The organism is Psychrobacillus glaciei, from assembly GCF_008973485.1.
GTDB classification, from domain to species: domain Bacteria; phylum Bacillota; class Bacilli; order Bacillales_A; family Planococcaceae; genus Psychrobacillus; species Psychrobacillus glaciei.
Map to the genome: position 1 here is coordinate 4,010,487 of NZ_CP031223.1, position 24,911 is coordinate 4,035,397.

General features: G+C 36.3%; 22 protein-coding genes and 1 pseudogene. 9 read left to right on the plus strand and 14 right to left on the minus strand.

Features of this window, described 5'->3' with window-relative positions:
• Positions 1-186: 186 nt before the first annotated feature.
• The gene (locus PB01_RS18970) at positions 187-657 is read right to left on the minus strand and encodes a DinB family protein (RefSeq protein WP_151701628.1); all 471 of its coding nucleotides are present in this window, start codon (positions 655-657) and stop codon (positions 187-189) included.
• A 170-nt stretch (positions 658-827) separates the two neighbouring features.
• Between PB01_RS18970 and PB01_RS18975 the strand changes: the two genes are divergently transcribed.
• Positions 828-2,069, plus strand: coding sequence for an aminopeptidase (locus PB01_RS18975; protein ID WP_151701629.1), 1,242 nt, complete (start codon positions 828-830; stop codon positions 2,067-2,069).
• A 135-nt stretch (positions 2,070-2,204) separates the two neighbouring features.
• Here the strand turns inward: PB01_RS18975 and PB01_RS21995 are convergent.
• Positions 2,205-2,477, minus strand: a pseudogene (locus PB01_RS21995) (DUF2619 domain-containing protein).
• Between the two features lie 449 nt (positions 2,478-2,926).
• Between PB01_RS21995 and PB01_RS18985 the strand changes: the two are divergent.
• The 5 genes from PB01_RS18985 to PB01_RS19005 all read left to right on the plus strand — a co-directional run bounded on the left by PB01_RS18985 (position 2,927) and on the right by PB01_RS19005 (position 8,591).
• Positions 2,927-4,219 (plus strand): ABC transporter substrate-binding protein, encoded by a 1,293-nt coding sequence (locus PB01_RS18985; protein ID WP_151701630.1) that lies wholly within the window; start codon positions 2,927-2,929, stop codon positions 4,217-4,219.
• A 133-nt stretch (positions 4,220-4,352) separates the two neighbouring features.
• A complete protein-coding gene (locus tag PB01_RS18990) occupies positions 4,353-5,297 on the plus strand; it encodes a carbohydrate ABC transporter permease (protein WP_151701631.1) in 945 nt (314 codons plus the stop codon).
• Entirely contained in the window at positions 5,297-6,139 is an 843-nt protein-coding gene (locus tag PB01_RS18995; RefSeq protein ID WP_151701632.1) for a carbohydrate ABC transporter permease, read from the plus strand. The genes PB01_RS18990 and PB01_RS18995 overlap by 1 nt, the downstream gene beginning before the upstream one ends.
• A 41-nt stretch (positions 6,140-6,180) precedes the next feature.
• On the plus strand, positions 6,181-7,212 hold the full coding sequence (locus PB01_RS19000) for a LacI family DNA-binding transcriptional regulator (protein ID WP_151702122.1): 1,032 nt from the start codon (positions 6,181-6,183) through the stop codon (positions 7,210-7,212).
• A 35-nt stretch (positions 7,213-7,247) separates the two neighbouring features.
• Positions 7,248-8,591 carry a GH1 family beta-glucosidase gene (locus PB01_RS19005; protein WP_151701633.1) on the plus strand — a complete coding sequence of 448 codons (1,344 nt, stop codon included), beginning with the start codon at positions 7,248-7,250 and terminating at the stop codon, positions 8,589-8,591.
• Between the two features lie 93 nt (positions 8,592-8,684).
• Here the strand turns inward: PB01_RS19005 and PB01_RS19010 are convergent, their stop codons facing one another.
• Together PB01_RS19010 and PB01_RS19015 are read right to left on the minus strand one after the other, a co-directional pair.
• Positions 8,685-9,842 (minus strand): ABC transporter permease, encoded by a 1,158-nt coding sequence (locus PB01_RS19010; protein WP_151701634.1) that lies wholly within the window; start codon positions 9,840-9,842, stop codon positions 8,685-8,687.
• Positions 9,832-10,584, minus strand: a complete 753-nt coding sequence (locus tag PB01_RS19015; RefSeq protein WP_151701635.1) for an ABC transporter ATP-binding protein — start codon at positions 10,582-10,584, stop codon at positions 9,832-9,834. The genes PB01_RS19010 and PB01_RS19015 overlap by 11 nt, the downstream gene beginning before the upstream one ends.
• Before the next feature lie 195 nt (positions 10,585-10,779).
• Between PB01_RS19015 and PB01_RS19020 the strand changes: the two genes are divergently transcribed.
• A complete protein-coding gene (locus PB01_RS19020; RefSeq protein WP_151701636.1) occupies positions 10,780-11,478 on the plus strand; it encodes a LytR/AlgR family response regulator transcription factor in 699 nt (232 codons plus the stop codon).
• A gap of 14 nt (positions 11,479-11,492) precedes the next feature.
• A complete protein-coding gene (locus PB01_RS19025; protein WP_225986108.1) occupies positions 11,493-12,461 on the plus strand; it encodes a sensor histidine kinase in 969 nt (322 codons plus the stop codon).
• A 188-nt stretch (positions 12,462-12,649) separates the two neighbouring features.
• Here the strand turns inward: PB01_RS19025 and PB01_RS19030 are convergent, their stop codons facing one another.
• A complete protein-coding gene (locus PB01_RS19030; RefSeq protein ID WP_151701637.1) occupies positions 12,650-13,054 on the minus strand; it encodes a UPF0158 family protein in 405 nt (134 codons plus the stop codon).
• 91 nt (positions 13,055-13,145) lie between these two features.
• Complete coding sequence (locus tag PB01_RS19035; RefSeq protein WP_151701638.1) at positions 13,146-14,075, minus strand: hypothetical protein; 930 nt, start codon at positions 14,073-14,075, stop codon at positions 13,146-13,148.
• A 186-nt stretch (positions 14,076-14,261) separates the two neighbouring features.
• Here PB01_RS19035 and PB01_RS19040 point away from each other — a divergent pair, with 186 nt between their 5' ends.
• On the plus strand, positions 14,262-15,305 hold the full coding sequence (locus PB01_RS19040; RefSeq protein ID WP_151701639.1) for an LCP family protein: 1,044 nt from the start codon (positions 14,262-14,264) through the stop codon (positions 15,303-15,305).
• A 107-nt stretch (positions 15,306-15,412) separates the two neighbouring features.
• Here the strand turns inward: PB01_RS19040 and PB01_RS19045 are convergent, their stop codons facing one another.
• The 8 genes from PB01_RS19045 to PB01_RS19085 form a co-directional block, all read right to left on the minus strand.
• Positions 15,413-16,567, minus strand: a complete 1,155-nt coding sequence (locus tag PB01_RS19045; protein WP_151701640.1) for a Ger(x)C family spore germination protein — start codon at positions 16,565-16,567, stop codon at positions 15,413-15,415.
• Complete coding sequence (locus PB01_RS19050; RefSeq protein ID WP_192797400.1) at positions 16,564-18,021, minus strand: spore germination protein; 1,458 nt, start codon at positions 18,019-18,021, stop codon at positions 16,564-16,566. The genes PB01_RS19045 and PB01_RS19050 overlap by 4 nt, the downstream gene beginning before the upstream one ends.
• A 33-nt stretch (positions 18,022-18,054) precedes the next feature.
• Positions 18,055-19,143, minus strand: coding sequence for an endospore germination permease (locus PB01_RS19055; RefSeq protein WP_151701641.1), 1,089 nt, complete (start codon positions 19,141-19,143; stop codon positions 18,055-18,057).
• Positions 19,144-19,705: 562 nt separating this feature from the next.
• A complete protein-coding gene (locus PB01_RS19060) occupies positions 19,706-21,055 on the minus strand; it encodes an MATE family efflux transporter (protein ID WP_151701642.1) in 1,350 nt (449 codons plus the stop codon).
• Positions 21,056-21,128: 73 nt separating this feature from the next.
• Positions 21,129-21,554: a MarR family winged helix-turn-helix transcriptional regulator gene (locus tag PB01_RS19065; RefSeq protein ID WP_151701643.1), complete on the minus strand. Its 426-nt coding sequence runs from the start codon at positions 21,552-21,554 to the stop codon at positions 21,129-21,131.
• 369 nt (positions 21,555-21,923) lie between these two features.
• Positions 21,924-22,739, minus strand: a complete 816-nt coding sequence (locus PB01_RS19075; RefSeq protein ID WP_151701645.1) for an ABC transporter permease — start codon at positions 22,737-22,739, stop codon at positions 21,924-21,926.
• Complete coding sequence (locus PB01_RS19080; RefSeq protein ID WP_151701646.1) at positions 22,736-23,767, minus strand: ATP-binding cassette domain-containing protein; 1,032 nt, start codon at positions 23,765-23,767, stop codon at positions 22,736-22,738. Before PB01_RS19080 ends, PB01_RS19075 begins: the two co-directional genes overlap by 4 nt.
• A 355-nt stretch (positions 23,768-24,122) precedes the next feature.
• On the minus strand, positions 24,123-24,701 hold the full coding sequence (locus PB01_RS19085) for a DNA-3-methyladenine glycosylase I (RefSeq protein WP_151701647.1): 579 nt from the start codon (positions 24,699-24,701) through the stop codon (positions 24,123-24,125).
• Positions 24,702-24,911 lie beyond the last annotated feature (210 nt).

The window sequence follows — 24,911 nt, forward strand, 5'->3', positions numbered from 1 at the left end:
TTCCGAAAATTATAATATTAAACTTTCTGCATTAAACATAATAATAGCTATTCACTGTTTCAAGTATTTAGACAATAATAAACACCTCTCCACTTAAAAGCAGAGAGGTGTTTGAATTTTTTCTATTCATTTGTGGCTTGTAAATTGAATTATTTTTTTAATAGGTCAATTTATTTTTCCGTTCTCTTATTGCATTTCTTTTGTTGGTCCCATAACGCCAGGGACTGTAAGACCTGCTTGACGTAGCAATACTGTCATTTGACCGCGGTGATGTGTTTGATGATCAATTAACCCACGTAAAAATTTTCCGCGAGCTATCGGCCCTGTAAAACCAGATATTTCTTCAAGCAACATTTCATCTGTCAGCTTAGCTGCCTCTGTTTTATATGCTCTGACAGCCTTTTCATAAGCCTTTACAATTTCTGATACATCTGTTGGCATCGCTTGGTCTCGTCCTGGTCCAGGAATTTGTAAGCCTGCAAAATGACCAAACGCTCCTGCAGCACCAACTAAATGCCAAGCTAACCAACCAAGCGTATTATGTCCTTCCACAATTGCTTGGTCTAATTTATCATTTGTCATCGCTTTAAAAACATTTAATGTTCCTTCTGCCGAAGTTGTCCAATCTTCTATAAAATCCTCTACTTTACGATACACACATATCACTCCTATTTTTAAACAGATTCTCTTCTCTATCATAACTATTGGGTATATTGGGTGCAACTTATGGACAAAAATTATCAGAAATTTTTCTTCATTTATATAAACATGTTTCCGATTAAGCATGCTAGAATAATTAAGAAAGACAAAATATTGGAGGAATAACTATGTTAGCTAACTTTGAAGAGAATCTACAGAAATATGCAAAACTATTAGTTGCAAAAGGAATCAATGTTCAACCTGGTGATTGGGTAAAGATGACTATTACTGTAGATCAAGCACCATTAGCACAATTAATCACGAAAGAAGCTTATGATTTGGGAGCTGAAAAAGTCATTATCAAATGGTCTGATGACGAAATTAGTAAACTACATTATTTACACCAACCTGTAGAAGTGTTGACCGACATTCCTGAATATGAAATTGCAGAATCGGAAGACCATGTTTTAAATCATCACGTAAGCCGCCTTTCTATTGTTTCAAGTGATCCAGGTTTATTAAATGAAGTTGATCCGGCCAAAATTGCTGCCTACCAAAACGTAGCGGGTAAAGCGTTTCAAGCACAACGCAAGGCAACTCAAAATGACGATTTGAAATGGACTGTTGCTGCTGCCGCTGGAGCTGGTTGGGCTGCACAAGTTTTCCCTCACCTGGCAACTTCCGAAGAACAAGTGGATGCATTATGGGACCAAATCTTCAAGTCTAGTCGCGTTTATACAGAGGATCCAATAGCGGCTTGGGATGAACATAAGAAAATATTAAATGAAAAAGCAGCAAAATTGAATGAAATGCAGTTTGACGCATTACACTACACTGCACCAGGCACGGATTTAACTCTAGGTTTACCAAAGAACCATATTTGGGCTTGTGCTGAAAGTTATAATCCTAAAGGGGAAGAATTTATTGCCAATATGCCTACAGAAGAAGTCTTCACTGCTCCTGATACACATCGCATGGAAGGTGTAGTTCGTAGTACAAAACCACTTAGCTATGCTGGGACGCTAATTGAAGGCATCGAAGTGCATTTTAAAGATGGCAAAATCGTAGATATCTCTGCTGAAAAAGGAGATGAAACGATTAAAAAATTGGTTTTTGACAATGAAGGTGGGACAGGACTAGGTGAAGTAGCGCTCGTTCCAGATCCGTCTCCTATCTCTCAATCTGGTGTTACTTTCTTTAATACACTATTTGATGAGAATGCATCCAATCACTTGGCAATCGGTTCTGCTTACCCTACTACGATTCAAGGTGGGACAAAAATGAGTCAAGAAGAATTATTAAAAAATGGTATGAACACTTCCATTGTTCATGTAGATTTCATGATTGGATCTGACAAGATGGATATTGATGGCATCAAACTAGATGGCACCATCGTTCCAATCTTCCGTAATGGAGACTGGGCATTTTAAACGTTCTTTCATGAGATTATTTATATCCAAAAGTCCGAGGGATAAAGCTTTGTTTTTTGAAGCTATCTCCTTGGACTTTTTTCTTTATTGTTTGGGACCAGATTCTTAGTGAATTAGATTTGGAAGTGTTCCCTGTCATTCCGAGTTTAAACTAAAAAGTATAAGCAAAGTTCCACTAAAGAGACAAATTATTCTCGTTAATGAGATTTTTTCAGCTAAACCAAACAAAGCTATATCTATCGTAATGATTAAAACATAAGGTCCGACTAAGATAGAGTGTTGAGATATAAGACTATTTCTAAATCATTAAATTTATACCATCAACATAACAGCTGTTATGTCGACACTTCCTGAAAATATTCTTAGTAGAATGATGAATAGTAGCGCTTTTTCAATCAATAGGAATATTTCCCTTCATTTGGTTTTCTAAATTATATGGATAGTTTTCCACTTCTAATAAAGAAAGTTGAGACTTAGTTTATGTGCACTATTACCTCGTTCTGTACTAATTCGTACAGATCGTGAAGAGATAGCAAGGTGGTATCTTTCTAATAAAAGATGCATAGAATAATAATTATTAGAAACCGGTTTACAAAAATACTCTAAAAGATCTTCGAATTTTTAGAGTATTAAATTATAACCAATTATGTAAGCGTTTTATTTACTATATAACTCGTTAAAAGTGTATTTTTTTTATTCATCATCGAAACCGGTTTCTATGGCGGTCCATAAGGAGGACGATATGCTAAAGATACATGATCCCACTTTAACAAATGGTTTATAAGTAGGCAGAAATCTCTATATTGATGGCAATTTTACTTTATGAATCAATTATTCTATTACTAGGGGGATATTTAATGAAATTTAAAAAATGGCTGTTCGTATGTTTTTCAATTTTTTTAGCATTACTCATTACTGCATGTTCTTCTGATAAGACATCGAATACTTCCGAAGAAAGTGGGAGTAAAGAGGAGCAAATCACATTAAATTTTTGGATGTTTGGCGCTACTGGTTATGAAGAATTGGCCAAGGAGTATGAAAAAGAACATCAAAACATCAAAATAAAAATAAAAACGTCCGAAACGGCAGATCATCATAATAATTTATTTACTGCGCTATCCGCCGGATCTGGTGCACCTGACATTGCTACACTTGAAGTCGATCAGCTGGATCGGTTCCGCGATGCTCAGGATCGGTTCGTTAATTTATATGATATGAAAGCCGATGAAGTAAAAAATCAATACTTAGATTGGAAATGGAAAATTGCCGAGAACGATGATGGAAAATTCTTGATGGGACTTCCTACCGATATTGGCCCAAAAGGACTGTATTACCGTACCGATGTGTTTGAAGCAGCAGGTTTACCAACAGCACCCGAAGAAGTATCCGCACTTATTACGACTCCTGAACAATTCAAGCAAGTTGCCTTACAAATAAAAGAAAAAACAGGAAAACCGATGGTAGCTAGTATGGAAATGATGTACCGTGCTCAATTAGACGCACTTGAAGAAAGCTATTTCGATAAAGAAGGAAATTTACTAATTGAAAAACCCGGTAACGGAGTAAAGGATGCATATAACTTAGCTGTTGATATGAATAAGCTTGGTGTTGTTGGCAATTTTGCAATGTGGTCACCCGAATGGGCAAACGCAGTCAATGACGGAAGCTTTGCGGTGGAACTAGGAGCTGCTTGGCTAAAAGGTTGGATGGAAGGTAATGCACCTGATGCAGTTGGAAAATTTAGAGTAGCAACATTGCCTAAAGAATATAGCGGAAACTGGGGCGGATCTTATATTGCTATTCCTAAGGAAACAAAGCATGCGCAAGAAGCATATGATTTTATAAAATGGCTTGTCTCCCCTGAAAATCAATTGAAATCATTTAAAAGCAATGGGTTATTCCCCTCTTCTCCTGTTGTTTATGATATGGCTGAATTTAAGGAAGCTAGCGACGAGTTTTTTGGAGGTCAATCAACACAAACAGTCTTTGCTCAATCTGCACAAAAAATTGGAATGGTTTATAAAGGAAAAGATTATACAAGTGTGCACGATGAAATCCTTGCTGCTTTAGTCAATGTTCAAGGCGGAGCAGATTCAGAGGAAGAATGGCATGCAGCTATCAAGCGTATTAAAACTAAACTAAATCGCTGATTATACAAGACGTGGCGACTTTATTCTGCCCACCCGTTAATGCGGGATAAACAATTCAGCGGTTGAGAAAACCGCTGAATGTATCTCGTATTTAGTGAAATTTCACTAAATATGGTTTAGAAGGAGTGATCGTATGGTTTCTTTGGATGAAAATCAAAAAAAAGTTCAAAGTAAACGCTTTTCATCAGAAGAGATGAAAAATATTCTTTCAGGTTATTTATATATTTCGCCTTTTTTCATAATTTTTGCGATTATTGGTCTTTATCCAGCTATATTCAGCCTTATTTTAGCGTTTCAAAAATGGAACGGTTTAGGTGAGATGGAGTTTGTCGGGTTGAATAATTTTAAGGTCATCCTGAGTGACCCGTTATTTTGGAAGTCAGTTTATAATACGATCATTCTTGGACTAATGGGTACTGCTCCCCAACTCGTGGTCGGGCTAGTTTTAGCATTTTTACTAAATCTAACTTATTTACGATTTAAAGCTTTTTTTCGAGTAACTATTTTTATGCCTTATATTACTTCGATGGTAGCTGTTGCATTAGTGTTTAGTGTTTTTTTTAGTAACAATGAAACAGCTTTGGTCAATTATTTAATTGGTTTATTTGGATTTGATCCAGTCAATTGGAAAACGTCTGAGTGGGGTGCAAAAATCGCCATTTCAACGATGGTTTTCTGGAGATGGCTTGGATATAATACGATTATTTACTTAGCTGGCATGCAAAGTATTTCGAATGAATTGTATGAGGCATCCAAAATAGATGGCGCTAGTAAGCTACAACAACTTAGACATATTACTATTCCCTTGTTAAAGCCATTTATTTTGTTAACAGTCTTTTTTTCAACTGTAGGAGCTATGCAATTGTTTACAGAGCCAACTGTATTTCTTGGTAATACGGCTTTTGCAAGAGATGAAGCGATGACAGTTGTGATGTATTTATACCGTGATGCTTTTAAGTTATCTTCCTTCGGTACAGCATCGGCTGCTGCTATTGTTCTCTTATTATTCATCGTGTGTGCTTCGGCAGTTAATATGATGTTAACTCAAGGGTTTGGAAAGAATAGGAGGGGTCGCTGATGAGTCGCGAGGTTGGCGCAAAAAAGTGGGGAATCAGCCGAATTGGCATGTACTTATTCTTGTCCGTGATATCCTTGTTTTCATTATTCCCATTCTACTGGATGTTTGTTATGGCTACACGTCCAAGTTCGGCATATAATTCCATTCCACCGACAGTCATTCCCGGCAATCAGCTTGTAGGAAATTTTCAAAAAGTTTTGGACATGATTCCTTTTTTTCAATCGCTGCTTAACACGCTGATCGTTTGTCTTACAGTCACGATTGTGGTGTTATTTATAAGTTCACTTGCTGGATTTGCGTTTGCAAAAATGAAGTTACCTGGAAAGAATATGCTCTTTTTTATTATATTATTTACAATTGTTATACCACCACAACTGGGTTTAATCCCTCAGTATTTGTTAGTAGCAAAATCAGGATTACTCGATCACTTGTTTGCAGCAATGATTTTGTTTTTTCTAAATCCACTAGGCATCTTTCTTATGAGGCAGTATGTGAGCGAAGCAGTGCCTGATGAATTAATTGAAGCAGCAAAATTAGATGGATGCTCGAATTTCAGAATTTATAGAAGCATTGTTCTCCCTATTATTTTACCAGCTTTTGCTACGCTTGGAATTATTGTATTCACTTCCGTATGGGGAGAGTTTTTGTGGCAATTTACTGTGTTACGAGATCCTGAATCTTATACGATCCAAGTTGCACTAGCATCATTAAATAATACATTTAAAGTAGATTTCGGCATGTTGCTTTCCGGCGTATTTTGGGCTACATTGCCATTACTTATTGTCTTTTTATTATTTAACAAATTATTTATTTCCAGTGTTGCTGAAGGCTCCATTAAATAGTAATACAAAAATACTAGTACATGGAATTCGAGGGATATGAAATGACTTTAACTATACGTGATATTGCTCAAATGGCTGGGGTATCAAGGGCTACTGTCTCTAAAGTAATTAATAACTATGATGGCGTAAATGAGCAAACAAAACATAAAGTATTAGAAATCATAGAGAAGACGGGCTATCAACCTACTTTTTCTGCTAAATCACTTGCAACAAAGAAGTCTAAATTAATCGCACTCATTTATGCAGGGAAGATTAACGTGGAATTCAATCACCCATTTTTCAACGAGGTTATTTCATCCTTTCAGAAATCGATTGGAGCACTTGGCTACGATATTATCATTTTTTCTAATGAAACTTTTAATAAAGAGAATGTGGATTATTTAGCAAGGTGTAGACATTTCCGGTTAGATGGCTGTCTAATTATAGCTGGTGAAGAGGTTGAACATGCCGTTTCCGAGCTGGATGACAGTGATATTCCTTGTATTGGAATTGATATTGAACTTACTGGACTAAATTCAAGCTATGTTATGACGGATAATTTTAAAGTATCACAGCTAGCTGTGGAGCACTTATATTTAAATGCTATACGAGAAGTTGGCTATATTGCAGGAAAAGAAGATTCTGATATATCCAATCTTAGATTAGAAGGATTTCTTCAAACAATGAGCCAGTTTGGTATGTATACTGAGCAGGAATGGATAAAGCATGGAAACTTTTTTGAAGATAGTGGCTATGAAGAAATGCAGCAGATCCTTCTGGAAGATTCATTACCAAAAGCCGTAATAGCTGGTTCTGATATGATGGCTTTCGGCGCGATGCGAGCGATTAAAGAACATGGACTGAGCATCCCAAAGGATATTCAAATTATTGGTTGTGATGACGTTGAAGCTTGTCACTATATGGAGCCTGCACTTAGTACTATTAAACAAGATAAACAAAAAATTGGCAGATTAGCTGCATACAAGCTGAACGATTTAATAAATGGGGTAACAGGTTTAAAACCATCTCTTGTAGATCCTGAGTTAGTTATGAGAGGTTCATCCTGTCATGTTACAGAGAATATCAAGGCATAGTAAACGAAATGTTAATCACAAAGGGAGGACTAATAATGGCGATGATTCAATTTCCTAAAGATTTCAAGTGGGGAGCAGCTACTGCATCCTATCAGATTGAAGGTGCTGCTAATGAAGATGGCAGAGGACCATCAATATGGGATACTTTTTCAAAAACTTTTGGAAAAGTACATAATGGTGATAATGGGGATATCGCCTGCGATAGCTATCATCGATATGAAGAAGATGTTGATATTATCCAAGAGTTAGGTTCTAATGTCTATCGTTTTTCTGTAGCATGGCCGCGGATTTTTCCGAATGGTACTGGTGAAGTAAACCAACAAGGCGTTGAATATTATCATAAATTAGTAGACTCTTTGCTTGAAAAAGGAATCGAGCCGATGTGTACACTATACCACTGGGACCTCCCCCAGGCACTTCAGGACAAAGGCGGTTGGAATAATCGCACTACCATTTCGGCATTCGTGGAATATGCTAGTTTTATGTTCAAGGAATTTAATGGAAAAATAAAGAAATGGATAACGGTAAATGAGCCTTGGTGTTCTTCCTTTTTAGCAAATTACATAGGAGATCATGCCCCTGGAAACCAGAATCTTCAGCTAGCTATAGATGTCGCTCATCATTTGATGGTTGCCCACGGGAAAGCAGTATATCATTTTCGGGAGAGCCAAGCAGAAGGGGAAATCGGATATGCGCCAAATGTCACGTGGTACGAACCCTTCAGCAAAAAACAAGAAGATATAGACGCCTGCAATAGAGCGAATGCATGGAATTTGGACTGGTTTTTTGACCCAGTATTCAAAGGAACTTATCCTTCCTTCATGCTCGAATGGTTTGCCAAAAAAGGGGTTGCCCCTTCTATTCAAGAAGGAGATATGGAAGCCATTGCTCAGCCAATTGATTATCTTGGGATTAATTATTACACTGGCAACGTTGCACGGTTTAAAAAAAATGAAGGACTTTTCGATATTGAAAATATAAATATGGGATATGGTAAAACGGATATTGATTGGTTCATTTATCCAGAAGGTTTTTATAAGGTACTTGTCAAAATCAAGGATTCCTATGGAAATATTCCAATTTATATTACTGAAAATGGAGCTTGTTATAATGATGAGCCAGAAAACGGTCAAATTATGGACGAAAAACGAATCGATTATTTAAAGGTGCACTTGGCAGCCTTAAAACGGAGCATGGATTCAGGCGTCAATATCAAGGGATATTTAACTTGGTCATTGCTGGATAACTTTGAGTGGGCATACGGCTACAGCATGCGATTCGGCATCGTTCATGTAAATTTTCAAACGTTGGAAAGAACGAAAAAAGATAGCTATTATTGGCTTAAAGAAACTATTCAAAATGATGGATTTGTGTTGTAGTTCGAAATTGTACCGAGTCTTGATGTGTGTATGGTGCCAGGTTCTCCTTGAATTCCGAATTGTGTTAGAACCTGGTACCTTACACTACTTTAATTAATTCATTACCCATTTATCTTTCATAAATAAAATTCGTGCAGCGACAAGGGCAACAATCATAAAAATAAGGTTACTCACTATCGTTATAACGATATGTTCATAGTTAACGATACCAAATATTAACTCCTTTAAAATCGCGTAAAGATTTATCATCGGAACCGCGAAATATTGGAAACTTAATTCATTAATTCCAACTCCTGAAAGGATCAGCATCGGGAAAATTGATAGCATCATGACAGGTGAGCTATAGCTTTGTGATTCTTTCACAGTTTTCGCAGCAATACTTGTAATCATCAGCAAGGATGCATTAAACATCGAATAAATAATGGAAAACACAATAGCCAAGCCTATAATTAGGACAGCTTTATCACCGAACGCTACAGCACCCTTTAAATTTTCAGTGAAGAACGCGATTTCTACAGATACAACAATTAATGTGATAATACCTGCAAGTGCTCCAATGGATGTGATTGTTAACCATTTTGCAAAAAGGAGTGACGAACGCTTTACCGGTGTGATTAATAGAGCCTCCATCGTTTTTCTTTCCTTTTCCCCCGCAAACAAATCACTAGCTGCTGGACCTGCGCCTACCGCAATGGCAGCTCCTAAAATCATAGGGATTAATAGCGCGATTAAGTTAATATTGGGGTCTCCGTCCATTACCTCTTTATGTTCAATAGTGAATGGCTGAACGAGTGATAGTTCGATGTCCTGTGCCTGTAAGCGATCCCAAATGACAGATTTCTCATAAACTGCTAATGCATTCGTTAGCAATGTCATCAAATTCGATGATTGCTGACTGAAAGAATCACCAATAATCGTGACTGTTGCTTCCCCACCACCTTCGATCGTATTTATAAAATTGGCACTTAACTCAATAGCTGCTATAGCCTCTCCTTGCTTCACCTTCTCTTTTAGTTTCGATGATCTTACAAACTCAATTTCGCCGTACCCTTTAAATAATTCCTCTTCTTCCTGACTAAAGTCTTCACTGACGGCAAGTGTGTATGTTTCATCGCCATGATTGGATACCAATTTTTCATAGAAAAATACAAGACCAGTCATCATAATAATCGGCAGTAGTACACTTAATAATAAAGTTCTTCGATCACGGAAGCAGTCCTTCATTTCTTTTCCGTATATTTTAAGAAACATAGTCTTTTCCTCCTCTAACAAGCTTACTCATAAAGATATAATTTAAATCCCGATTTCCTTCTACTTCATACAATGTTTCAAGAGCACCATGGTAGATAAGCTCGCCTTTATGTATCATGGCAACCGAGTCACATAGCATTGTTACCTCTTCTATAATATGACTTGAAAAGATAATCGTTTTTCCATCTCGTTTCAATTGATGAATGAGTTGACGGAAAACATTAGACGATGTAATATCGAGACCCGTCGTTGGTTCATCAAACAAAATAATTTCTGGATCATGAATGAGCGTTCTTGCAATCGCTACTTTTTGACGCATCCCTTTAGAAAATCCAACTACCTTTCGATCTAAATAATCTCTCATGCCAAACATTTTCGCTAAGTCATCAATTCTTACCTTTGTTTCATGCTTACCTAAACCATAAAGGCTGGCGAAGTACGTTAAATTTTCTCGCGCTGTTAGTCGATCATACAGACCTGTTTCACTACCAAAAAGAACCCCAATTTTTTTACGAATTTCATCAGGATTTTCAACCGAGTTGTACCCGTCGATAATAACCTTGCCATCAGTTGGTGCGTGTAGTGTTGCGATCGCTCGGAGTAGCGTCGTTTTCCCAGCCCCATTCTCACCTAGTAGTCCAACTACTTCTCCCTTTTTAACATGGAAGGTTACACGCTTCAATGCAGTTACATATTTCTTTCTATCCTGAAATTGCTTAGTCACTTGCTGAATTTCAATCATATAATTTCACCCCATCAGTTATATTTCTTATTTTTATCATACGAGAAATTTTATATGAATTCTGCACATATGTCGTGAAAGTGCCGTTTGATGTTGTGAAAAGGCAATAACCAAGTGAAATAATGGTAATATAAAAAGAAAAGCTTTGTACCTTATTCGAAAAAGATGACATACCGATACGTTAGGAGGCCCGTTATGAGGATTGGATTAGTGGATGATCGTCGTATTGACTTAGATAAATTGGTAGGAGTCATTTCAAGCATTGAAGAGATTGAAATTGTTTTTGCCACATCATCAGCCGAGGAAGCTTATGAACAAATTAAAAAGGAGTCTATAGATTTACTAATCGCAGACATTGAAATGCCTAATTTATCCGGCTATGAGCTAGCAGACATTATTCATTCACATGCATTAAATATTTCAGTGATTTTTGTAACGGGCAATAGTGGTTATGCTGTTCATGCCTTTGAATTGAATGTACATGACTACATTATGAAGCCATATTCAAAGGACCGCCTCCTTCAATCTGTCAAACGACTGATGGAGAAAACGAAATCAATGGAGATTAGCGGTCGTCTTTATTTGAAACAAAAAAATGACATTCATATCGTCCAGAAAAAAGATATTATTTTTATCGAAAGGTCTGGTAGGTCTACAACCCTCTATACAAAATCGGGACCTATAACAATTTATCAAACGCTAAACGAACTAGAAGGTGAACTACGCGAACGCGATTTTATTCGCTCACACCGTTCTTTCATTATTAACATTCATTACGTGCTAAATTTTTCACTCTACGCTAAAAATTCATATATTGTTAAATTCGAAGGTATCGAAGAAAAAGCAATGATCACAAAAGAAAAAGTGGATTTTTTGCAACAACATTATTTTTAAAGGTGGAAAGATAATTGAAATTAAATGTAGTCTATTTGTCTATCGTTGCTTTACTAGGAATCATTCATTTACAAGTACAATTAATTGATATTCCAATATATTTGTCTTGCATAGTTATCGTCTGCATTGGCTTTTATCTCTTTAAAAAAGTACCGCTTAATCTATCCTCCCTTAAAACAAAATGGAATACAGTTCTGTTTATTGTGCAGCTATTGCTCGTTTTTCTTAATATATCAACGGACTCTTTACTAGCAAATATCACCATTCTACTGGCCTATATTAGCATTGAGGTAGTTCGCATAGTCTGGGCAAACCAGATCGCTTCATTTTCTAAAAAGCTAACCTACTTTGAAGAACAGAGTATGCATTTTAATGACACATTTCGCCTTGTCCGAAACGAACGGCATGATTTTCTTAAACATGTTTCTACTATTCATTTCTTGTTAGAAAAAGGTGAGCACAACAAAGCGAAATCTTATTTGGATGAATTAGTAGGTGGTTACGAAGAAACGAATTTATCGATTAAAGGTGAGCGAGGTATTGTAGCCGGTGTTCTGCACCAAATATACAAAAAAGCAAAAGCATCGGGAATTTCCGTAGTATATGATTTCGACATTCCATTATCAGCCTTACCACTTTCTGATCGCCATATGGTTACGCTACTTGGTAATCTTTTATCAAATAGCATTGATGCGTGTGAAGCATGGCAACAGAAAACAAACGAGTCATCCCTCATTACCGTCCAGTTTTTTAAAAGAAGTGGTTTATACATATTTATTTGCAAAAACAATACACTGCCAATTCCAACGAATATATTAGATAATCTTTTCCACTCTTATGGGAATACAACGAAATCCGGTGATCATGAAGGACTCGGAACAAAAATGATTCAAGAGATTGTCCAACAACACCAAGGCTTTTTAGATTTCATTTTTAAGAATGAAGAGTTTTCCGTGAAAATAAAAATTCCGGCTATGAGGTAAGGTGAGGTCAGCTAGTACTGAGCCAAATTATAATCTAACAACAAATGGAGAAAAACCATTTTGAACAAGAATTTTTCAAAATGGTTTCTCTAATTTAGTTATTAGTTTACGTTTTTTCTATTTATATAGAATGAGGTGCAAGCACTAATTTATTCTATCTACTAATGCCTGCTTTACCTTACCCTCATCTAGATGAAACTTTCGTCAAGACTTTCTAACCACTCTGTCATTCTTTCTTTTGCAAATCCATATTCAAAGTCATACCATTGTCTCTCAATGCCTAATTGGCTTACTTTATCTTTGAAAGTTCGAAACGGCTTCTTTCCATTAAGAACCGCCAGTAATTGATACGCAAGATTGTTATTTTGTTTCTTAGCAAATCTAACCATCACCTCGTGAGCTTGCTCCGATGATATTTGGGGTATTTCAACTAGAAATTCAACTACTTCCTCATCATCCCAATCTATTTCTGGTTCTCCTGTTACAGACTGTGATACATCAAACAGAATTTCCTCTGTTTGACAATTAAAGACATACGAAATTTCAAGATCTCTGCTTAAGAAAGCATCTACAAGTTCATCCATAACATTCATCTTTTCCGCCTCTCTCTAAAATTCTTTAAAATCTTATTTTATATGATAGCTCCAGAACTGTGAATTTTTCAATCCACGATAACGATTCATTTCATTGTTTGTCTACACATTTGGTCGGATCTATTTTTGTCTCTTCCCAATCTCCTTGGTTCCTTCTAATTAATGGGGAGATTAACACATCTGTATCATTCGTTAATTGTATGAAGATGAATCGATAATCGTTACCATCCGTACCGATTATATCAATTGTTTTCACGTAACTATCCATTTTCGTGGGCAATCTCTTTTTTATTAGTTTGCACCAATTCCCATATTCAATATCAACAACATCTTCTCCCCTTTGACGCCAGCCGTGATATGCATCACATAGAAAATCTTCACCGATCAACTCGATATTAACTATTTTGTAATTACTTTCTTCCTTTAGAATTGAAACAGTGCCGTAATGATATTCGAAAGCTGAAAAGCCTTTCGCTGTCCCGTTAATCGTTTCAAGTTCGATGAAAAATCGAATTGGTTGGTCGCTATTTTGATTGGGAAGTTTATATAATTTAATCAAATTCGTATGACCAATTCCTTCGAAAGAAGCAAGATACGTTGAATAGGACACTTTTTGTTTATAGTCTTTGGCGAAGAAATTGTACACGATTGGGAATGGGATCCTCGCCTCTCCTACTGTACCGCAGCCTCCTATAAGTTGGCTTGTTAGATTTTCAGCTTCCCGTAAAATGCTAAAATAATTGAGAATCATATTTTCCGGAGTATCCATCAAGGACGGTGGAATATCAATTTTATCAAAGGCTTTATCATAATATGAATTGAAAAAATGGTAGTCGAATAATCGATTATTCAAGATGGCACGACGGGATGGACGAAAATATTTTTCAACATCTATTTGTTGATAGGTTTCTTTTTCGTTTTTATTTTCATGTTTGACCAATTGTTGTTTTTTACTTTCCGCTCCCATGAAATAAATGGATGTATCGCGCTTTATAAATCCAAAACCCTTTATAAACCTCACCTTGCTACTCTCCTTCTAATTTATTTTATATAACATATGCCATAGTCAAAAAAGTATCTTTTCGGGTAATGCATTTAGAAAGTTCTGCTTAGCTATTTCCATGTATGTGACTTTCCATGTACAAGTGTAAGAATATTATGTATAATTTGGTAATATCATATTTTACAAGTAAAGTAGGGGAAAAATATGGCTCCAACACGACTTACCCAACTAAAGTCTACGAAAAAAAGAAGAATTTTATATACGGTACTTATCATATCCATGTTACTCCTATCAGGGGTTATTGTTTTTGCAATTAATCTGTCACTTGAAACGAGCAAAGCGACATCCAAAATGTTTGATCCTTTGGATGGTCCAATAGAAAATGGAAATTATGTAAATCCGACAGCGGATGGCTCTCCATTTACAATATTAATAGCAGGTATTGAACATGACGAAGGGGAAAAAAATGGTCGGTCGGATGCGCTGATTTTAGCAACAGTTAATCCAAAGACAAAAAAAATATCGATGGTTAGTATTCCACGTGACACTAGAGTTTACATAGAAGAATTAGGGTATGAGGATAAAATAAATCATGCTTATTCCGTTGGAGGAATGAAGTACACCATAAATACGTTGGAGAAATTATTAGATATTCCAATCGATTTTTATGTTTCCACTGATTTCCAAGGATTTGAAGACATAGTGGATACAGTAGGCGGGGTCGATGTAGATGTTTCATTTACATTTAAAGCTCAGCTTACGGAAAGTTTGAAGTGGAAAACATATACAAAGGGCCCAATGTTTTTAAATGGCAATGAAGCACTCGCTTATGTACGTATGCGTAAAAAAGATCCAGAAGGCGATATGGGACGAAATTCACGTCAAAAACAAGTTATACAAGATGTTATAAACAAAGCCACAAGTCTGAGTAATATTACAAAAATTGATGATATGATAAGAGATGTTGGTAATAATGTAAAAACAAATATTCCATCATCGGAATATTTTGCATTTATTAAGATGTACCAAAAGATAAAAACATCCCCAATAGAGCAATTACATCTGGATGGGGAAAATAAAAAGCTATATGATAAGAAGGAAAAGAAGGATATTTGGTACTTCTTTCCTAATGATAATTCCTTAAAAGAATTAATAGAATCATTGAAACTGAACTTAGATAACTCCGGACAAAATGCACAAAGTGATTTAAAAACCCAAGAAGTAAATGATTTATCAGTAGGTGACTAAAACGAATCAGTCGTTAAGACTGATTCGTTTTACTTTGTACCGAGTAAATCTAAATCTTTTGGCGATTCTTTATCAATTCCAATAAAGAAACATAATATTGCACCTTGTTAATCTGAAATTGTTTTCTTAAATGATTTTCTCCCTGAATTAACCTTACTAATATTTATCTTGATTGTACGAATCGAATCCTTGTCCAAGTCAACTTTTCCATCCTTCTGAACTTCTTTCCATTTTTTAATATTGTATCTGTATAAATATTCCGACAAACGATAGATATCAATATCTTTCTTCAATGCCTCCATATATGTTTCTTCAATTTCTTTCGTAACCTCTTTTTCAACTGCTGTCCGAATTTCACTCTCTGTCAAATTTTCCTGAAATCCACTTACTGTTACATCCATTTTTATATCTATGTCAAACTTCACTTTATCATTTCCAGCATCTGATGTTACTTTTAACTTAATTTTATCTAGAGCGACAGTTAGATAACTATCTTTATTGGAATCTAATTTGACTGTTATTTCTCCTCTTTTTGTTTCCTTAGTCATCCATTGTAATCCTCGTACTTTTTTTCCCGTAAAAAATCCTTTCAACTCATTTGGAGAGATCACAGCAACTCCATTAATAGAAGTAGCTTTTTCAGTTCTTTTTTCCGTCTCCCAATTTTCTATAATGGAAACTAACGGGATACTCACTTCATAGCTAGGTTCATTTAGTCTAATAATCATTTTTCGAAAATTTATTGGCTCTACCAAGGATTCTTGTTCATATGAATTCATTGGGTCTGAAATTTTAGACAATGACATGGATCTATTTAGTATTGGCGTTATTAACATTATTTCTTTCACGGAATCTTTTGTACCATACACCCAGGTTTTATATCTTGTTTCTCTGTATCGGACAAACGTGTTAATAATCTCATTTGCATGTCCATTTTTCAACACTTCCTCTGTCAAAACGAGATACGTCAAGTCTCCCCAAAAAAGCATTTGATCCATCGAATGGTACAGTTCGAATAACGCTTCATCCATTGTCTTACCAGAAGCATGACCTACTGTAGCTTGAACTGCATCAATATTTGGTTGTTCAGATTTTGCAATATTGGTAAAATCAACAATCTGAGCATATATATCATACTTTCCATCTTTATAGTCCACCCCTAAACCATAGATATAGAACATCCTTTCAGGTTCTTTCACATCCCAACAACCTGAAAGGAAGATTAAAACCAGCATAAAAATTGTTATTATTTTCTTCTTCATTTTCCGTCCTCTTTTTTGGCACTTGTTTGATCTTGAGGATCCAAAACTTTAGGACGCTTAGTGTAGCCTTTAGGAGACAATCGGAATAGAGATTTCCCGATTGTTGACCAACTTAAATCTGTCGCGATATTCATGTATGGCACTCCAAATATACGGATATTGGCCAGATAAAGTAATACAAAGTAGAAAGTAATAAAAAAACCGAACAAGCCAAACAATGCCGTCATTAATATGAAAGTTACGCGTAATATGCTCACCGCTGTTACTAGTGATTGATTGACTAACGTAAATGTTGCGATAGTTGAGATCGCAATAATAACGATCATTGCTGGACTTGTAACACCTGCTCGAATGGCAGCATCACCTATAATTAGTCCACCAACAACACTTATACTTCCTCCAATAACAGATGGAAGACGTAAGCTTGCTTCTCTGAACAATTCAAACATAATGAGCATGAGAAACATTTCAAGTGCGGAAGGCAAAGGAAGCCCAGTATTCGCTTGTACAACTGTTGCTAGCAATTGAAAGGGTAACTGATTTTGATGAAATGACGTCAATGCGAGCCAAAAAGCAGGTAAAAGCAAACCAATTAATATTCCAGTTATACGTAGTAAACGTTCAAGTGAACTAAAAAAAACGGGGTATTCATTGTCTTCCCCCGACTTTAAGAGTAAAAACAAATTCACAGGGGTTATGACTGCGTAAGAAACGCCATCAACTAATATAAGAAATCTTCCTCTTACAAGGGATTGAATAGCAAAATCTGGTCTTCCCGTATAATCGTTTCTAGGGAATAACTTTGCGCCTTTATTTACTTTTTCCATTAATAACTCTCCACTAAAAACAATATCTGTATCAACTTTATTCAACTGTCCTTTAATTTCATTCAAAATATCCTTATTGGCGATATCATCGAAATAAAGTATAGCTACAGTAGTTTTTGAACGCTTTCCCAATATGAGTTTTTCTACGCACAATGAATTCGTAGGTAATCTCTTCCGTATCAAGGCGATATTAACCGAAATATCTTCAATGAAATTATCCCTTGGTCCTTTTATAAGCATTTCTAAACGCGTCTCTTCAGGATTTCGATTCGGCTTTTTGGCAATATTACTCGAATAAAGGAGATGTCCACTTTCAAAATAAAGTAGCAAATGACCTGTGAATACAAGGGAAATTGCTTCCGTCTTATCTTTCACTTTTTTTATATCTGGAATGTGTAATTGTGCATTCACCGCTTGTTCCAAAGAAGTCTCAGCCAAGTTATTGCATAATAGTTGAACTCGTTGAACAATGACGTCATTTAATAGTAGCTGGTCTACCATGGCGTCACATGTAATGAACAATACTTTATATTGATCAAATGTATATTCTTGAAATTGAACATCTGCTGAATTGTGAAATAACTGCTGCAAGGTTTTATTATCCATTGTATCTTCAACTAATTGCATTGATCTTCACCACTTTTCAAGTGATTTTTCTATTTAAATCTTTTTGGAAGTCTTTCCGGAAACTAAAGCAACAGTAGTTAAAAGGAGGGACAATAGTAAAAAGAAGAAATAGTTACTTATCAAGAAATATTTACTCTTAATCTCAAGAAATAAACTGTCACTCAAAAAAAATAACAATAAACATATTAAGAAAAAAGCAGGTGCAAGTAGCACCCAAATACGTTTTTTTTCCTTTGACATATTTAACATGTCGGCAACTACAAATAAGATAAATCCTACTCTAATAAACGCACCTGTAAGCCATTGATAAATAGAGAAAAAATCCATATGTTCAATATAGTGTCCAAGCGATACAAGTCCCCATTCTTCATATGCAGGATATCTTTGTTTAGCCGCTTCAACTGGACCAAACTCTGTAATTGCGCCCATAAGTGGCCCTATCGTCAATCCCATCAAAATAAAAAGCATCAAAGCAAAATGGTACCATCTAATGCGGTCTTTAAAATGATGTTGAAGGAATAGCAACAATAGCAATTCAACAAATCCAGAAGCTGGATACACCATTCCCTTATAAACAGATTGGAAACCATGTTCAAAAAAAGGGCGCAATAGCCCATAATCTTTCACTTGTATATTTACAATTGCCACAAAAAAACCTAAAAGAATTACTCCAAATAGAACCATGACATTAACCATTGCGATAGTTTGTATGTTTGTTGAGACAAGAAGAATACAAAGTATTACGTAGATAATTAACATCAGTACAATTGGCGTTTTTGGAAGAAAGGTTGTCGTTATCCATTTCAACGTTTCTACCATCGAAAATGCAGCGAGTAAAATGAAATATAGTCCCGTAATATAAAGCACAATGGTGGATCCTACTCCGCCGATTACGGATTTTAACCAATCTTTAATAGGAGCCTGATCTGATTTGTGGTGTATATAAACTAAAAGAAGCAGCCACGGAACAATTGCTACTGCAGCTAAGATTACAGATGCCCATCCATCTCTTCCCGCAACATGTAAGAGTGGCGGAATAATAGTTACATGGTTTTTTAAACCGATAACTGTCATCGATAGGAAGATTACATGTAATATACTAATTGGTCCAATGCCTCTCACATCATAACCCTCTAACATTTATTGGTATTGTTTAGTATGGACAATACAACGAAGGATTATAAGTTTAGTATTTAAATGGTTGTTGTCATGTTTCCTCATTGGAGATTTACTTTTATGCTTTGTACCATTTTTATATCAAATAATCGAGTAGATTCTTCCGGAAACTATAAAAGAGAGGACATATCGTATTTCATATAGGAGCAAACATATTTACATACATTTCAAAAGGACTACATCTTTAACAAAGTTCGCTAAAAATGAAGTCCTCAAGGAATTGCTATTTAATTGTGTTTATTTATAAATGGATAAGCTTTTGTATAGAGCATATCTTCTGATGTTCCATCAAATAGATCCCGATCGAAAATCAAAAAATTTGCAACATAACTTTCTTTAATATAGCCTCTCTCATGCTATAGAAAAATGCCATACTATTGTTACTGAACATTTATCTAAAATAAATATTCATGCCTACAAACATATTTTAAAGACTTACAATAAAGATTCTTCTATATGAACTGCATCTCTATTGTAGACACTTTTAACAATGAAAATGCATTTTTCATTAGTCAAACTCAAATTCTTCAATGTTAACAGACAATTTATTGCGGATAAAATAAAGGACAGTCACTCCGACTATCAACGTTAGGGAGTCTCCAATAAAAATAGACCAAATGATACCATGAAAACCCGCGATGCTACTCATAATAAATATAATTGGTATCATAATAAGACCTTGTGTAAGGGACATAATCATTGCTGCCTTCCCTTGCCCCGTCGCTTGGAAAATACCGATGATAAGAAATGTAAAGCCAGTGACAAATAAGGATAGGAAAATCACTTTAATGACATAACTACCAACTTCGATTAATTGGGCGTCTATTGTAAAAATACCGATCAAATGGTTACCTATAAAGAATACGATGATACCAAATATTGCTGCAATCACCGCAACCGTCATGCTCGTAAAGGTAATCGCTGATTTCATTCGTCCTTTATTGGCAGTAAAATTATACGCAATAAGAGGTACAACACCTTCACAAAGCCCCATAATTATTAGCTCTGGAAATTGTAAAATACGTTGTGAAATACCGAAAGCCGCTACTGCAGCATCCCCGTAACTAGCCGCAAAATTATTGAAAACCAATGCCGTTAATCCCATTAGTGCACCCATTATCGCAACCGGAATACCAATTTTCAACACCTCAAAAACAACCGATTTTTCGATTTTGAAATACTTCTTGGAAAATGTTAAATATTCACTTTTATGAATAATATGCCAGCTGTAATATAAAACAGCGCCAATATTACCAATAAGTGTTGCAGTCGCTACCCCTGGTACCCCCCAGTGAAATGCAAAAATGAAAACAGGATCTAAAATTAAGTTAATACCGACACTTATAAACATTCCAAACATCGATACCATGGCCGATCCTTCTGCGCGAACAATTTGCTCCAATGAAAAATTTAAAACAATAAATGGTGCGCCAATAAACATAACTAAAATGTATTGTTTCGTATAAGTAAATGCGGCTATACTAGCTCCAAGTCCAGTTGTAATACCATTGATAGATATGATTCCTACTATCAGTGCAATAATTCCTAATACAATAGAAGCGTAAAATGAAAAAGATGATATTTCTTTTATCCGGTCGTACTTTTTCTCACCAAGTAAGCGTGAAATAAATGTACCACCTCCCACACCAATTAAATTACCAAGCGCCATTAATACTGAAAAGATTGGCAATGTTAGCGTGATTGCCGTCATCATCACTGAATCATGCAATAAGCCTATAAAATAAGCATTTAGTATTGTGTAAATAACACTGACAGACATTCCAAGCATCATCGGCAACGAAAAGTGAGCTACAGCCTTTGCGATGGGTGCCTTATCGAAATAATAGGTATTCTCCATATAAAATTCTCCTTATTCGTAATTCGTTAGACATCTAACTATATAGAAAGAAAAACTGAATTAATCAGCCTTCTTACTCTCCTGTGTTTTTGATAATCCGATTCAGTACAGATGTAAGGCGTTCCTTCTCCTCTGCTGAAAAACCTTTTGTCATTTCTTCCTCAAGCTCCTCAAAGAAGATTTTAAAATCCTTCACAAGAGCAATCCCCTTTGGAAGTGGACGAATAATCTTGCGACGTTCATCATTTAGATCTGTTTTACGTTCTACTAATTCCTTCTTCTCCAGATTTGTCACGATACTTGAAATGGAAGAACCTTTTCGACGAAAGGCTTTCTCCATATGCTTTTGCGTAATTCCATCATCAATATGCTGGACTAAATAATCTAACGCATGCCCTTGCTCCAACGTAATGTCATAGGATTCCAGCTTTTTATCGCCCTTTTGCTTCATCTGATGACCAATCATACGAATTTGAAACTGATAATTCGTCTCCTGCATTCCATTACCTTCTTTAGTTAGATTTCTAATAATTTTTCGTTAGATTTCTAACTAATAATAAGCCGTCTCTTTATTAGTGTCAATCATTTAATTAGAAGTCTAACAAACGATTCATAACTTTCCTGTACGATGAAAATATTTGTGGGAAATTTACAAAAAGACATCCACTTACTAAGTATTCTTCAAACAACAATTCATAACTTCGGAATAATGCCTAATTAAATTAGCCTTGATAAAAGGTCAGATAGAAAAAGTGTGTTTTGAAAAAAGATGGATCAAAACACACTTTTAATATATCCAATTGAATCATTTTTTTATAAAAAGATCGAGCGTTACTTCGTAATATTGAACTTCCTGCAGTCTCTCGATCTATGCACGACGCATATACGCACGTACCGTGATTGGTGCAAAGATTGCTACAACGACGGCAGCTCCAATAAGAGAGGCGAACAGATCCCAACCTATGGTACCAGAGTTTGCAAGATCTCTAACCGCAGTGACAAGATGCGAAATTGGGTTGATTTTTACAAACCACTGAAGAAAGTGGGGTAATGTCTCCGCTGGCACAAAAGCATTGGAAAGAAACGTCAGTGGAAACAGTACAATCATCGAAATACCCTGTACACTTGAAGCAGTACGCGCAATGACACCGAAGAAGGCAAAGATCCAACTGATAGCCCAAGCACACACAATGACCAGAAGCCCAGCGATAACGACGTGACCTAAACCTCCGTCAGGTCGATAGCCCATAATATACCCCATGGTGAAAGTTAGCACGGTCGCAATTGTATACCGTATAGTGTCTGCCAATAGGGCTCCCGCTAATGGAGCAATACGTGCGATAGGCAGTGACTTGAATCGGTCGAACACTCCCTTATTCATATCCTCACGCAACTGAACCCCGGTGACAATTGAAGTCGTGATTACGGTCTGTACGAGGATGCCGGGAATGATAACCGGTAAATAGCTTTGCACGTCTCCGGAGATAGCCCCTCCAAAAATATAAGTAAACATTAGTGTGAAAATGATAGGCTGAAGCGTAACATCGAATAATTGCTCAGGTGTACGACGAATCTTCAGCAACCCTCGATAGGCCATTGTTAGCGAATTGCGTATAGTCTGACGGAAACTCGTTTTATTGCGTAGTTGACGGCCAGCAACTTGCTTAATAGAAGTACTTTTCATGCTCTTACCTCCCCAGCTTTGTTGGATTCATTGAATATCTTAGATGCATCCTCTTCAACACCATGGCCAGTAATTGATAGAAAGACCTCGTCTAGGGTCGGTTTCTGTACACTCAACTCAGCCAGCTGGACTCCTGCTCCTCGGAGGGCGATAAGCAGGTCTGTAACTCGGTCGGCATCGGCCATAGGGGCAATAATCTTCCCAGCTTCCGATGATACAGTTGACTGCACTTTGAGCACCTGTTCAACAGTCTGACGAGCGATCTGAATGTCCTTTGGATTTTGGATGCTCAATTGCAATGATGAAGTACCAATTGACGCTTTTAGTTCATCTACGGTACCTTCCGCGACAACTCTGCCATGATCAATAACCGCTACTCGGTCGGCCAGCTCATCTGCCTCTTGAAGGTATTGCGTTGTTAACAGTACAGTTGAACCGGTCTTTACTAATCGACGAATAGTGTCCCACATTTGATTGCGTGTTCGAGGATCTAGCCCAGTAGTCGGTTCATCCAAGAAAATCAGTGGCGGCTGTGAAATGAGACTTGCTGCCAAATCCAGTCGGCGGCGCATACCACCGGAGAAATTTTTCAACGGACGCTTCGCTGCTTCTGTTAAACCAAATTCCTCCAATAACTCATCAGCCTTTTTTCGCGCTTCTGCACGTCCTAATCCAAGAAGTCGGGAGAAGATGATCAAATTCTCAGTAGCACTAAGCGATTCATCCACTGAAGCATACTGCCCAGTAACCCCAATTAGTTGGCGTACTATATGAGCCTCCTTCACTACATCATGCCCAAAAATCCGCGTTGAACCTGCGTCTGCTTTTAGTAAAGTAGCCAACATTCTGATTGTGGTAGTCTTACCTGCCCCATTCGGACCAAGCACACCGTATATAGTACCTGCACGAACGTTCAGATCTACACCATCAACTGCACGATTGTCTCCAAATTTTTTGACAAGCCCACGCGCTTCAATAGCCCAATCACCATTGTTTGGAGTTATTATCCTTCTATTTTCATTACTCATTGTAATTCCTCCCTCTTTTATATCACTTTAATTTGTATATGCTCTTTTTAATATGAACCCAGGTCGGGGAATACCCTCCGCCTTAAGGCTGATTTTTGCATGTTACTCTTGCTTACACCAAGACGTTCCTCCTCGAATTTTTTCATGTAATTGTTCATATGAGGATAATAACCTATATTTATGAACTGAATATGAACTGGTATGCACAATGAATATTGGTGCATTTGCGAACGTAAAAGTATGAGTATTTGTTTTAAATCATTAAAAAACGGAGTATGAATCGAAATGCGATTTATACCCCGAAGTTTCTATGTTATTCAATATTTCACGGTAAGTCCTCATTAAACCCTAAGATTTATTTTTTGATTTTAATATTAGAAGGGTGACAAAAGCATTCCAACGTATGGTCATTCACCATCCCTACAGCTTGCATATAGGAATAACAAATGGTACCGCCTACAAATTTAAATCCATCTTTTTTCAACCGCTTGCTCATCTTATCGCTTATTTCATTTGAAACAGGAACCTCTTTCATCGTCCCCCAATGATTAACTATAGGTTCGTTATCTACAAAGCTCCATATATAATTAGAAAATGAACCGTATTCTTCTTGCATTCTCAAAAATGCCTTAGCATTAGTTACGACGCTTTGAATTTTCAACTTATTTCTTACAATACCGGTATCTTCCCTTAATAATTGAAGCTTTTCATCCGTATAATGAATTACTTTTTCCGCTTCAAAGTTATCAAACGCTTTTCGATAATTTTCTCTTTTTTGTAAAATCGTCCACCAACTTAGACCCGCTTGTGCTCCTTCTAGACATAGCATTTCAAATAACAGTCTATCATCAAATACAGGCACTCCCCATTCTTTATCATGATATTCCACATATAAAGGTTCTTTTGCTATTACCCATGTGCATCGTTCAGCCATTTGTAATCCACTCTCTTCTCTTTTATTTACAAAATCTGCATTATCGCAAAAAACAGCAGATTCTCTTATGGAGATTTGCTATAACTTCGAACAGAGGTTTTTCAACCTCCATTGAGCTACTTATCTATTATGTTCAAACTATACCACACATACGTTCTATAAAAAAACAAAACAACAGAGACCTAGAAAACTGTCTAGGTCTCTGTTGTT

Bases quoted from the DNA above. Each gene is read 5' to 3' on its own strand.
- PB01_RS18975 (WP_151701629.1), top strand. From the start codon at position 828: ATGTTAGCTAACTTTGAAGAGAATCTACAGAAATATGCAAAACTATTA.
- PB01_RS18985 (WP_151701630.1), top strand. From the start codon at position 2,927: ATGAAATTTAAAAAATGGCTGTTCGTATGTTTTTCAATTTTTTTAGCA.
- PB01_RS18990 (WP_151701631.1), top strand. From the start codon at position 4,353: ATGGTTTCTTTGGATGAAAATCAAAAAAAAGTTCAAAGTAAACGCTTT.
- PB01_RS18995 (WP_151701632.1), top strand. From the start codon at position 5,297: ATGAGTCGCGAGGTTGGCGCAAAAAAGTGGGGAATCAGCCGAATTGGC.
- PB01_RS19000 (WP_151702122.1), top strand. From the start codon at position 6,181: ATGACTTTAACTATACGTGATATTGCTCAAATGGCTGGGGTATCAAGG.
- PB01_RS19005 (WP_151701633.1), top strand. From the start codon at position 7,248: ATGGCGATGATTCAATTTCCTAAAGATTTCAAGTGGGGAGCAGCTACT.
- PB01_RS19010 (WP_151701634.1), bottom strand. From the start codon at position 9,842: ATGTTTCTTAAAATATACGGAAAAGAAATGAAGGACTGCTTCCGTGAT.
- PB01_RS19015 (WP_151701635.1), bottom strand. From the start codon at position 10,584: ATGATTGAAATTCAGCAAGTGACTAAGCAATTTCAGGATAGAAAGAAA.
- PB01_RS19020 (WP_151701636.1), top strand. From the start codon at position 10,780: ATGAGGATTGGATTAGTGGATGATCGTCGTATTGACTTAGATAAATTG.
- PB01_RS19030 (WP_151701637.1), bottom strand. From the start codon at position 13,054: ATGAATGTTATGGATGAACTTGTAGATGCTTTCTTAAGCAGAGATCTT.
- PB01_RS19040 (WP_151701639.1), top strand. From the start codon at position 14,262: ATGGCTCCAACACGACTTACCCAACTAAAGTCTACGAAAAAAAGAAGA.
- PB01_RS19045 (WP_151701640.1), bottom strand. From the start codon at position 16,567: ATGAAGAAGAAAATAATAACAATTTTTATGCTGGTTTTAATCTTCCTT.
- PB01_RS19050 (WP_192797400.1), bottom strand. From the start codon at position 18,021: ATGCAATTAGTTGAAGATACAATGGATAATAAAACCTTGCAGCAGTTA.
- PB01_RS19060 (WP_151701642.1), bottom strand. From the start codon at position 21,055: ATGGAGAATACCTATTATTTCGATAAGGCACCCATCGCAAAGGCTGTA.
- PB01_RS19065 (WP_151701643.1), bottom strand. From the start codon at position 21,554: ATGCAGGAGACGAATTATCAGTTTCAAATTCGTATGATTGGTCATCAG.
- PB01_RS19075 (WP_151701645.1), bottom strand. From the start codon at position 22,739: ATGAAAAGTACTTCTATTAAGCAAGTTGCTGGCCGTCAACTACGCAAT.
- PB01_RS19080 (WP_151701646.1), bottom strand. From the start codon at position 23,767: ATGAGTAATGAAAATAGAAGGATAATAACTCCAAACAATGGTGATTGG.
- PB01_RS19085 (WP_151701647.1), bottom strand. From the start codon at position 24,701: ATGGCTGAACGATGCACATGGGTAATAGCAAAAGAACCTTTATATGTG.